The sequence below is a fragment of the Providencia sp. PROV205 genome (genome assembly GCF_028479505.1).
In the GTDB taxonomy this organism is placed as follows: Bacteria; Pseudomonadota; Gammaproteobacteria; order Enterobacterales; family Enterobacteriaceae; genus Providencia; species Providencia huaxiensis.
The window spans coordinates 84,810-95,665 of the sequence record NZ_JAMPNU010000025.1 but is presented as its reverse complement, the minus strand read 5'-3'; the positions used below and the strand labels follow the sequence as shown (position 1 = coordinate 95,665).

The following is a 10,856-nucleotide window of genomic DNA, read 5'->3' as shown; positions in this document are numbered from 1 at the left end:
GGATACGGGCACGCTGGGCTTTGGGGATATCAAAAATAAAGCTGAGTACAAGGTGGATAGCCAAAGTGGCGGCTTTAGCACAGGTGGTTCTCCATTTGCAGACCAGCTCGCGAGTAATGCCGCAGGCTCCTTGTTGACCAATGTGAATAACAAAGGGAAAACCACGTGCTTTACGCACCGTGATCAGCCATTTGGAAAATGTTATGTTAAGGAGCTAAAGAGTTGAACTTGCCATACTCATGCAGTTGGATTTCGTTGAGATCCGTCAGATGCCTTTCTGCCATAATCTAAATAAAAAAACTAAAGGTTTTAATAAGTGTGAAGAGTATGGCTTAATTATAAAAATATTTATATTTTGCTAAATAATATGATTGCTATAACGTTTAAAATATAGATTAATATAAGTGTTGATGGTGCTTGAAAACTATTTTAACAATTTATTTATCTTAAATAAGAATAATGAAATATTTAATTAATATTGATCAACTAATGGATAAGAAGTGGTATATTATCTAGTATATTGTTTCTGTATGTTAGTTCAGGATAAATTGATAAAAAGGCAGCATATAATGCACAATATCTTATCACTAGATAGTGATAATTTCTCAAATATACTTTACCCTTTAGGGTCGCAAGGCCATCAGACGGTTGTCGTTTATTTTTCGGCATCTTGGTGCTTGCCTTGTAAAAATATGAAACCTATTTTTACTAAACTTTCTGAATATTTTCAAGAAAATAACATCATTTTTGGCATTGTTGATATTGCTCAATCTCCTACTTTGGCACCTCAATATGGTATAAAATCAGTGCCGACAATTGCGGTTTTTCAAGATACTCGGTTAATCGATATTATTGCAGGAGAAATGCCATTTAATAAGGTACTAATGGAATTGGAAAAAACGCTCAGTAAGCGTTAATATTCAGCGAATATATTTAATAATAATGATAAGACATTCATAATGTTAATACTGATATTAGAAGGGTTATTGATAGGCTGTCTACTAGGTTTGACGGGAGCTGGCGGGGGAATTCTTGCTGTTCCTGCTTTAATGGCAAGCCAAGATTGGAGTGTAGCATTAGCTGCACCTGTCGGGCTTTTAGCTATTACAATAGCGGCTTTTATTAGTGTTATTCAAGGGCTTATAAAAAAGAATATTCGCTATAAAGCGGCTATTTGGATAGCACTACTGAGTATTCCTTCTGCCAAGTATGGTATTTATCTTGCCCATATTGTTCCTCCAGTTTGGTTAACTCTTATTTTTAGCCTTGTTATGCTTTATGTCGGGGGGCGTATATTTTTCAATAGGGTTGATGAGCAAAATGATGCACATTGTTTAATTAATACTGAAACTGGGAAATTTATTTGGAACACTAAAACAGCGTTAATCTTTGGGGGGATTGGTGTCATTACAGGGTTACTTACTGGTATGCTAGGTGTCGGTGGTGGTTTTATTATTGTTCCTGCATTGCGAAAGTTCACTAATTTGAATATGAAGAGCATTATTGCAACATCGTTAATGGTTATTTTCTGTATTGGTAGTATTAGTATTTTCATTAATGTCTGGAATGGGTTCCAATATCCTAGAGAAATTAGTGTTGTTTTTATTGTTTCATGTGTCATTGGATTATTAATTGGTCGGTTAATAACACATTATATTTCTAATAAAACCATTCAAATGCTATTTTCAAGTGTTGTCATCTTTGTCGCTTTAGGATTGATCTCATCAGTATTAATTGAGTTAAATGTCATTTGAAATAAATTTCAAATATCAGATTATTAATTAAATTTTTATAATTTATGCTGTATGTCACTATTTTGAATTATCAGTCACTTATTCTTCTTAAAGAAAGTGAAATTGATTTATCTTCAAGCTCAAAAAGGTATAATGAACCATCGCATTTTTCTACCCTGATAATAGTGCAATGGATTACTAATATATTCTTCTGGGTAATCATTAAAGGTTGACTAGTATAATTATGACAAAACAAGATAGCTCAACAACGATAATTGATATAGCTAAACGTGCTAATGTAACGGATATTACTGTCTCTAGGGCATTTAATCATCCTGAGATGGTAAAGAAGGAAACTCGGGATAAAATATTAGCTATAGCGCAAGAACTCAATTATGTGCCAAATCTTTTTGCACGTAATCTGAAAAATAAAAATAGCCGCATAATAGGTGTGGTTACTGATAGTACATTTAACCCTTTTTATGTCGTACTGATTCAAACGGTCTCACGTTTAGCGAAAGAAAAAGGCTATCAAGTCATGATTTTCGATTCAGATAGCGATGAAAAAGCAGAAAAAACAGCAATCGAAACGTTAGTCAGCTACAAAGCGAGTGGGATCCTACTGTCGCCAGTTCGTGATGATAAAGACTATCAACCAAGTTACTTATCATTAATTGACCAACATAATGTGCCTTTAGTTTTTGTTGACCGTTCAATTTATGGTTATCAGAATAAGTATTCGGGATTGTTTTTGAAAAACTTTGAAATTGGCGCTTTAACAGGAAAGTTTCTTAACCAGCAAAATAGTGAAAATACACTTATTGTTTCAGGGCCTGAAGGATCTGAAATTAGTTTGTCTCGTTTAGCGGGTATATATGAAAACTTTCCAAATAGAAAAAATATTAATGTCTTATACAGCAGTTATATGTTTAATAAGAATGATGAAGATTATCTAAGAAAAAAAGTTCAAGAGCTTTATACGCCTAATATGTATATTGTTGGGCTGAATGGAATTATTACGGCAGGGATGTATAAAATTATTTTAGAACTAGGACTTTCTTGCCGTTATTTCTCTGTAGATTTACCACCCTATGCAGATACTTACCATTTATCTATTTCTGGTGTACATCATGATTCGGTATATCTTGGTGAATTAACAACAGAGTTATTATTTTCTGAGATAGAGCGAGATTCACATAAAGATCATAAAACAAAACAAATATTTGTTGATGGAAAACTTGTTGTTTATTAATAATATTTAGAATTAAAGTAGGTTATGATTTTTATATACTCTAAAGAATTCGAGTTGTATGTAAGTGCAATCGACATCCATACAATTTGAAGCATGAAAAATGTAAATAGGCAGGTAGCGATACCTGCCTATTTTAATGGCGATGAAGGACTATTAATTTAGCGTTTCATTGAGCTAATTAATGTCGCACCCCAAATAATTAGGCCTTTTACAATATATTGAACATAAGGTGAAATACCTAATAAATTTAAACCGTTATTAAGTACACCTAAGATCATTGCGCCAATGAGTGTGCCAATGATCATACCACGGCCTCCTGCTATTGAGGCGCCACCGAGTACGACCGCAGCAATCGCATCTAACTCAAAGCCTACCCCTGCATTGGGTTGCCCACTCATTACTCGAGAGGTAAATATTAACCCAGCGAATGCAGCAGTAAAACCGCTAATGACGTAAACTAACATTTTATAACGTTCAACGCGGATACCACTGAGGCGCGCAGCTTCTTCATTACCACCAATGGCGTAAATATAACGGCCAAAAGAGACATGATTTAGTACAACATAGAAAATAAGATAAAGGCCAAGCATTAATAAAATAGGAACTTGAATTCCCATTAATTCTTCGCGTCCCCAAAAAGCAAACTCTTGAGGTAATCCTGACACTGGGTAGCCACCGGTATAAATTAAGGCTAGCCCTTTAGCAATAATCATGGCGCCTAAGGTGACAATAATTGGTGGCATTTTACCATAAGCGGCTAAAATTCCATTAATGAAGCCAAAAGCAACACCGGATAATAAACCCAGAGCAATTGCGGCGTAAGGGTCCATTCCATAATACTTCATTAAGCCTGCCATCAAGGTTCCAGAAAGCGCCATAACAGCACCAACGGACAAGTCAATTCCACCTGTTAAGATAGCAAATGTCATACCGATAGCGATAATGGCATTAATAGAAACCTGACGAGCAATTGTCGAAAGGTTATTTACAGTTAAAAAATGTTCATTAAAAATGGACATGCAGACAAATAAAAGAATTAAACCAACGAGTGGTAAAAATGCAGGTATTTTTGTTAGCTTAGAAAAACTAAATTTATTTTTAGTTAATGGAATTGCACTTTGATTAGACATAGTCGTTATCCTATATAATATTGCCGGCCGCATGTACCATGATCTGAGTTGAGTTTATTTCGTCTCCAGTTAACTCAGCGGCAATTTCACCATCTCGAAAAACCAAAACTCTATCACTGACACCAATAACTTCTGGTAGCTCCGATGAAATCATAATAATGGAAATTCCTTTTTCAGTTAGAGAGCGCATTAATTGATAAATTTCTGATTTTGCCCCAACATCAATACCTCGAGTGGGTTCGTCGAAAATAAGAATTTTGGCTTGTTTATTTAGCCAGCGAGCAATAACAACTTTTTGCTGGTTTCCACCGCTTAAAGTAGAAACTGCAGTGTGAGGCTCTGGTGTTTTAACTTTTACTTGGGAAATTAAATCAATAGATAAAGTGAGTTCTTTTTTGTTTTGAATTAAAAATAATTTTTGAGCGTGATTGTTTAGCCATATATTTTCTTTAACGGAAAATGGCAATACAAGTCCTTGAGTTTTTCGGCTTTCTGGTAATAAACCGATACCTAATTGCAGTGCAGTCGCAGCTGATTTAACTTTAACTTCTTTGCCTTCTAAAACAACTTTTTTCTTGTAAGCCTTATCAGCACCAATCATGGCAAGAATAGTTTCTGTGCGACCTGAACCGACTAATCCAGCAAGCCCTAAAATTTCACCTTTTTTTAATTGAAGGTGGTTAGTTGGGCTATATGAAAAACGCTGAACTTCCGCATCTAAGATGACTTCTTGCTCGTTGAATTGGCGTTTATGAGGGTAAATATTTTCAACTTCACGGCCAACCATCATTTCGATAATAACGTCTAAATCTGTTTCATCGACCTTACGCGACCCTATATATTGTCCATCGCGTAGTACACTGATGGTGTCACAGATTTCATAAATCTCTTCTAAATGGTGGGAAATAAAAAACATTCCAACCCCTTTAGCTTTTAAATCGCGCATTACATCGAATAAATGGTTTGCTTCATTGGGTGTTAATGTCGCAGTTGGCTCATCTAACACTAAAATCTTAGCATCCAAAGACAGTGCTTTTGCGATTTCAACAAACTGTTGTTCTGCAATACTTAAATGACTAATGGGCTCATCAATATTAATGTTTACACCCAGTTCAGCTAGGATTTCCTGCGATTTTTTTCGCATTAATTTTCTATCTAATAAACCAAACTTATTTTTCAACTCTCTATTTAAAAATATATTTTCAAAAGCATTTAAATAAGGAATAAGAGAAAATTCTTGGAAAATAATACCTACGCCTGCTTTTATTGCATCTCTGTAGTTATGAAAGGTGTGTTCTTTGCCTTCAATCAGAATTTGTCCGCTATCAGGTTTATGTATTCCACATAACACTTTCATTAGCGTTGATTTACCTGCGCCGTTTTCACCTAATAATGCGTGAACCTCCCCTTTTTCTAGGGAGAGATTAATATTATCTAACGCCTTAACCCCAGGGAAAGTTTTACTGACATCTTTTAATGCTAATAATTGCATCATATTGCTTCCCTATATTTCTCAACTGCTTAAAAATGGGTAACAAAGCCATTTGGAATTTTTATTCCAATATGCATTTAATAATTAATATTTATGAAAATGTATTGCACCGAACATCAGAAATACAGGTGCAATACATTGGTTATTGATAACTAACGATTACCAGTGAAAGTCTTTAGCATTGGTTTTGTCGATCAATTTAACATCAATTGGGACTTCTTTAGGGACATTGGCACCCCAGTATTTTGCTAAGCCCATAGCTAAACCAATACGAACTTGGTCACGAGGGAATTGCGCCGAAGTAGCAATAAATGGCGAGTTACCTTTGGCAATTTCAGCAACTGCTTCAGGAGAACCGTCAACACTCACCAATTTGACATCACGACCAGAGGACTCAATCGCAGCTAACGCACCTAAAGAACCGACATCGTTAACACTGAAAATCCCATTGAGCGTTGGGTTTGCTTGCAACATGTTTTCTGTCACGTTCATTGCGGTATCGCGTTCTTGTTTACCGTTCAATTTAGTTACGATTTTAATATTCGGGTATTCTTTCATCGCCGCTTCAAAGCCGCGAACGCGCTCAAGAATTGGCACAACAGGGATACCATCTAAAATTGCCACTTCGCCTTTGCCGCCTAATGCTTCACCTAAACGTTTACCAGCCATTAAGCCAGCATCATAGTTTTTAGAACCAACGAAAGAGTCAATTGGGCCATTTGCTTGGGCATCAATAGCGATAACAACAACTCCCGCTTTTTTCGCTGCCAGTACAGCCGTTTCAGCACCCACGCTATCTGCCGGGTTAATTAACAGAATATCGATTTTTTTCTGTAACATATCTTCGATATCACTGGTCTGTTTTGATACATCATGAGCCGCATCAGAAATGTATAGTTGTGCGCCCATATCACCCGTTGCGCTCTCTAAGGCTTCTTTCATGGTGACAAAATATTCATTGTTTAATTCTTGAAATGACATGCCCACTGAAACTGGCTTAGCGGTAGCGTTAAATGTCATACCTAAAGTCAGTACACTTGCAACTACAGCTAACTTTTTAAATTTACTCAGCATAAGATGTTCTCCTAAAAGAGCGTTTAATTATATGTAGGGTTTTTACTTATTTAGTGTTTATTTGAATTATCAATTATTACTACCAGTTAAAACATGTTTATGGCTTGATGACGACTTTAATTGAGTCTGCCGATTTCGCCATGACAAAGGCTTCTTCCCAATCATCAATGGAATAGAAGTGAGTAACGATATCATCAGCGCTAACTAAGCCACGGCTAAATAGGTCAATAGCGACTTCATAACTATATGGCCCTAAGTGAGCTCCGCGGATATCGAGTTCTTTGCGGTCACCTATGATTGACCAGTCAACCGTTGTTTCTTTACCAAATACGCTGAATTCCACGAAACGGCCAAGTTTGCGGATCATTTCTAGCCCTTGAGTGACACCAATAGGCGCGCCCGTTGCTTCAATATAAACGTCACAGCCATAGCCTTCCGTCATATCTTTGACTAGCTTAATGGCATCTTCTTTCAGTGGGTTGATAACGACATCTGCACCAAATTTTTTTGCTAATTCAAGGCGTTCATCAATCGCATCAATGACAACCAGTTTTTTCGGTGTTTTTAATTTGGCGACTTGGATCATACACAGCCCTAGTGGGCCTGCACCAGCAATGACGACGACGTCATTTAAATCGATATCACCACGGCGTACAGTGTGGATAGCACAAGCCATTGGCTCAATTAATGCGGCATCTTTATCAGACAGTTCATCAGGGATTTTATGGATAATGGCGCGTTCTGAAAAACGCATATATTCAGCCATACCACCGTCGGCAACTTCTTTTTGGAAACCGTAAATATCATGGGTTTCACACATCCAGTATTTGCCTGATTTACAGAAACGGCATTCCCAACATGGGACAATTTGCTCAGCTAAGATCCGGTCGCCTATTTTTAATTTAAATTTTTCAGCAGAACCTTCACCAAGTTCAGCAACACGTCCGTAAAATTCATGGCCAGGAACAACGGGGGCTTTTATCCATGGATCATCTCCCCAGAACATCTGAGCGCCATCATTGGCTTTGCAGTCGCCAGCACAGATCCCACATCCATCAACTTTAATGACAACTTCTCTAAATCCTGGTGCCGGCCTTTTAATGTTTTCAAAGCGATAATCATGTGGACCATGACAAACAACCGCTTTCATTTTTTCAGGTAGGTTACTCATGTTCTAAGACCTCTTTCTAGTTGTTAACCCTAATGTTGACGTCAACATTAAGCGTTTTTTTATAACGCATTTGCTTTAGTTTTTTAACGCTTAACTATGAACAATGTATGTATGTAAGAAAAATGGTTATTTAATGTTATAGATAAAATAAATTTTTTTTAATATGACGACGTCGTCATTTTTGAAAGTAAGTATCTTAAAAACTAAAATTTGTGATTCAAGCCCTAATTTTAGTCACTTAATTGAGTACTTTCATTGGGAAATGAGACTGCCGAAACTGACTCTGTAACATGATGAAAATCATGATAAAAATCTTAATTCATTCCTTATTTTGTTTTTTTAGAAATGAATATGAAGCCGAGTATAATTATTTTAACTATTTTCAGAAGCGGATAATTCATGCAAAAACATTTCAGCTCACACTTTTGAATGAAAACAAATTTAAACTACATTTAATAAAGAGATATTGAATGGCTAATAGGCCATTATTTTTAATTTATAAAATTTAATTTAAAAAATTAAATAGAGTAATGAGCCATTTTGATACGCTGTCATAATATTTTTTGCAGATATACCTATAGGTATGAAAAAAAATAGCTTTATACCTCGTAATTGTATTTTACCAATTAAACAAAGTATAAAGCTAAATAGAGCCAAAGTTTAACTTCATTTTGTCAATAAAATCATTTTATTACAGCGTAAAGGGTGTGAGGGAGACTCACACCCTAGTGCTAGACAATCATTGGTGCAATGATAAAGCCGAAGGCGACACCGGCAATAATTCCACCTAGCCCTGGTAACATAAAGGGATGATTTAAAATATATTTTCCGACTCGAGTAGACCCAGTAGAGTCGAATTCAATGGCAGCTAATGATGTTGGGTAAGTGGGTAAGACAAATACCCCGGTGACGGCGACAAAAGAGGCCAATATTGCCCATGTCGGGACATCTAAGGCAATGGCTAATGGAATAATTAACGGTGTTGTGGCACCTTGTGAATATAACAAGGCACAGGTCAAGAACAGAACTAAAGCCAATAAAATAGGATATGCAGATAATACATCTCCCGCGATGGCCTTGATTTGGTCCATATGGGCATCAACAAAAGTGGTACCTAATGTCACAATTCCGAGGATCACTGCAAGAGAACTCATTCCTGAGCGGAATGTTGGTGCTAATACAATAGAATCAGGTGATGTTTTACAGAAAACCACCATCAAACATGCTGCACTTAGCATACAAATGATGATGATATCTCGTGTTCCCATCGGCTTACCGATATCAAAACCAGGACGTAATTGTGGGAATGCAGCGAGGATCACGATAGCAATCGTGGCAATAATGAATAGAACAACAGAGAATTTTTCTCTCGTTGTGCTCTCGCCTTTTTTCTCTTCGTATTTATGAACTAAGCCTTTTTGTAAACGTTCTAAATAGACCTCATCGTTTTCAAGTTCGCAGCCTTGACGTGATGCAATAAAAGCGGCAACCATGGCAGCAACAAAAGAGGCGGGTAAACATACTGACATGACAACGATAAAAGTGATGCCATTACCTTCCATGATTGTCAACATCGCTGCCATTGCTGCACTGATTGGAGAGCCCGAAATAGCAATTTGTGAGGCAACCACTGAGCCTGCTAATGTTCTAGATGGTCGGATACCCGAATCTTTCGCAATTTCTGCTATCACAGGCAGCATAGAAAACACAATGAAACCTGTACCAGCCATGATAGTCATCACCCAAGTGGTGATTGGCGCTATAATGTTTAGATACTTAGGATTTTTACGCATAAATTTACTGGCTAGGCGGACTAGATAATCCATCCCGCCCGCAGCTTGTAATGCAGATGCTGCTACCACAACCGTCATAATAATCAGAATAACATCAACAGGTGGTGAACCTATAGGTAAACCAAATCCGATAGTTAATACCGCTAATCCTAACCCACCGCAGAGTCCTATACCTATTCCGCCCATGCGTATACCAAAGAATATTGCACCTAATACAACAATGATTTCTAGCCAAACCATAATCGTCTCCAATAGACAATATATTGTCATTAGTAATATTAAAAAATTAATTTTTGATAGTTGATATAAGTTAAATATTTTTATTTATCATTAAATTTTGTTTTCCGACTCTGTTTTCATACCAGTGAATACTTGCTCTGACTAATGAGCTGGTTGAGTCAATATATTTATCTGGATAACTATTAATTTCATTTTCAAGAATGACGGGAACCTCGGTGCAGCCAAGTACAATAATTTCGGCACCTCGGGAAAATAAAATTTCAGCTTGCTGTTTCATAATGGATTCAGCAATTTTTTTATTTCCTGATTTTAATAAATAAATGCTTTCCATTACATTTTCTTGGCTTTTTTTATCAGGAGTAATGCAGTTTAAATGTTTATTCTCTATGTTTTTTTGATATAGTCCCATATACATAGTGGCATTTGTTGCAAGTAATCCGATATTTTTTTTCTTGGTTGCTAGTACTTCTTTCATTGTCGTCTCAACAATGCTTAGCATGTCGACATGGCAAGCTTTTTTTAGTTCACTAAACCAAAAATGTGCTGTATTACAAGGTATAACAATACATTCGGCCCCGGCACTTTCTAGTTTCTTTAAATAGTCAGTCATTAAAGGTAAAGGTGATTCACCATGGTTTAATAGCGCTTCTGTTCGATCTGGTATATCAGGAATAGATGATATAATTAAAGGGATATGCTCTTGGTCTCTATTTGCTACGGTATAGCTTACAAATTTATTAAATAAATCAACAGTAGCGGCAGGCCCCATACCACCTAATACACCAATTAAACCTTTCATTTTAATACCCCTGCATTTCATTAGCCTTTTTATAAAATAAAAATCAATAAATGCTTATCTTTCTTCATTTATTTAACATATTGGTTAATATTCAAGTGATTATTAACTTACTTATTGCTGCTTAACTTGTGGTTAATATTTATCAATGTTTGTCTTGGATGAGAAATGCAAG

Annotated in this window: 9 protein-coding genes and 1 pseudogene; 4 read left to right on the top strand and 6 right to left on the bottom strand. The window is 36.3% G+C overall.

The features are described from left to right. The 4 genes and pseudogenes from PR800_RS15660 to PR800_RS15645 all read left to right on the top strand — a co-directional run. Nucleotides 1–226: pseudogene (locus PR800_RS15660) on the top strand (VENN motif pre-toxin domain-containing protein); the annotation flags it as partial. Between the two features lie 304 nt (nucleotides 227–530). After that, entirely contained in the window at nucleotides 531–917 is a 387-nt protein-coding gene (locus tag PR800_RS15655; RefSeq protein ID WP_102139477.1) for a thioredoxin family protein, read from the top strand. Nucleotides 918–959: 42 nt separating this feature from the next. After that, a complete protein-coding gene (locus PR800_RS15650) occupies nucleotides 960–1,754 on the top strand; it encodes a sulfite exporter TauE/SafE family protein (protein ID WP_102139476.1) in 795 nt (264 codons plus the stop codon). Between the two features lie 223 nt (nucleotides 1,755–1,977). Continuing rightward, nucleotides 1,978–2,985: a LacI family DNA-binding transcriptional regulator gene (locus tag PR800_RS15645; RefSeq protein WP_102139475.1), complete on the top strand. Its 1,008-nt coding sequence runs from the start codon at nucleotides 1,978–1,980 to the stop codon at nucleotides 2,983–2,985. A gap of 158 nt (nucleotides 2,986–3,143) precedes the next feature. Here the strand turns inward: PR800_RS15645 and PR800_RS15640 are convergent, their stop codons facing one another. From PR800_RS15640 to PR800_RS15615, 6 genes are all read right to left on the bottom strand, one after another. After that, nucleotides 3,144–4,115, bottom strand: a complete 972-nt coding sequence (locus tag PR800_RS15640; protein WP_004905244.1) for an ABC transporter permease — start codon at nucleotides 4,113–4,115, stop codon at nucleotides 3,144–3,146. Between the two features lie 10 nt (nucleotides 4,116–4,125). Beyond that, nucleotides 4,126–5,610 carry a sugar ABC transporter ATP-binding protein gene (locus PR800_RS15635; RefSeq protein ID WP_102139474.1) on the bottom strand — a complete coding sequence of 495 codons (1,485 nt, stop codon included), beginning with the start codon at nucleotides 5,608–5,610 and terminating at the stop codon, nucleotides 4,126–4,128. Between the two features lie 156 nt (nucleotides 5,611–5,766). Beyond that, complete coding sequence (locus PR800_RS15630) at nucleotides 5,767–6,627, bottom strand: ABC transporter substrate-binding protein (protein WP_375373115.1); 861 nt, start codon at nucleotides 6,625–6,627, stop codon at nucleotides 5,767–5,769. A gap of 151 nt (nucleotides 6,628–6,778) precedes the next feature. Further along, on the bottom strand, nucleotides 6,779–7,852 hold the full coding sequence (locus tag PR800_RS15625) for a zinc-binding dehydrogenase (RefSeq protein ID WP_102139472.1): 1,074 nt from the start codon (nucleotides 7,850–7,852) through the stop codon (nucleotides 6,779–6,781). A gap of 731 nt (nucleotides 7,853–8,583) precedes the next feature. Then, complete coding sequence (locus PR800_RS15620) at nucleotides 8,584–9,885, bottom strand: anaerobic C4-dicarboxylate transporter (RefSeq protein ID WP_094963063.1); 1,302 nt, start codon at nucleotides 9,883–9,885, stop codon at nucleotides 8,584–8,586. Between the two features lie 70 nt (nucleotides 9,886–9,955). Next, a complete protein-coding gene (locus PR800_RS15615; RefSeq protein WP_166267777.1) occupies nucleotides 9,956–10,684 on the bottom strand; it encodes an aspartate/glutamate racemase family protein in 729 nt (242 codons plus the stop codon). Nucleotides 10,685–10,856 lie beyond the last annotated feature (172 nt).

Bases quoted from the DNA above. Each gene is read 5' to 3' on its own strand.
- PR800_RS15645 (WP_102139475.1), top strand. From the start codon at position 1,978: ATGACAAAACAAGATAGCTCAACAACGATAATTGATATAGCTAAACGT.
- PR800_RS15620 (WP_094963063.1), bottom strand. From the start codon at position 9,885: ATGGTTTGGCTAGAAATCATTGTTGTATTAGGTGCAATATTCTTTGGT.
- PR800_RS15615 (WP_166267777.1), bottom strand. From the start codon at position 10,684: ATGAAAGGTTTAATTGGTGTATTAGGTGGTATGGGGCCTGCCGCTACT.
- PR800_RS15655 (WP_102139477.1), top strand. From the start codon at position 531: ATGTTAGTTCAGGATAAATTGATAAAAAGGCAGCATATAATGCACAAT.
- PR800_RS15625 (WP_102139472.1), bottom strand. From the start codon at position 7,852: ATGAGTAACCTACCTGAAAAAATGAAAGCGGTTGTTTGTCATGGTCCA.
- PR800_RS15635 (WP_102139474.1), bottom strand. From the start codon at position 5,610: ATGATGCAATTATTAGCATTAAAAGATGTCAGTAAAACTTTCCCTGGG.
- PR800_RS15630 (WP_375373115.1), bottom strand. From the start codon at position 6,627: ATGACATTTAACGCTACCGCTAAGCCAGTTTCAGTGGGCATGTCATTT.
- PR800_RS15650 (WP_102139476.1), top strand. From the start codon at position 960: ATGTTAATACTGATATTAGAAGGGTTATTGATAGGCTGTCTACTAGGT.
- PR800_RS15640 (WP_004905244.1), bottom strand. From the start codon at position 4,115: ATGTCTAATCAAAGTGCAATTCCATTAACTAAAAATAAATTTAGTTTT.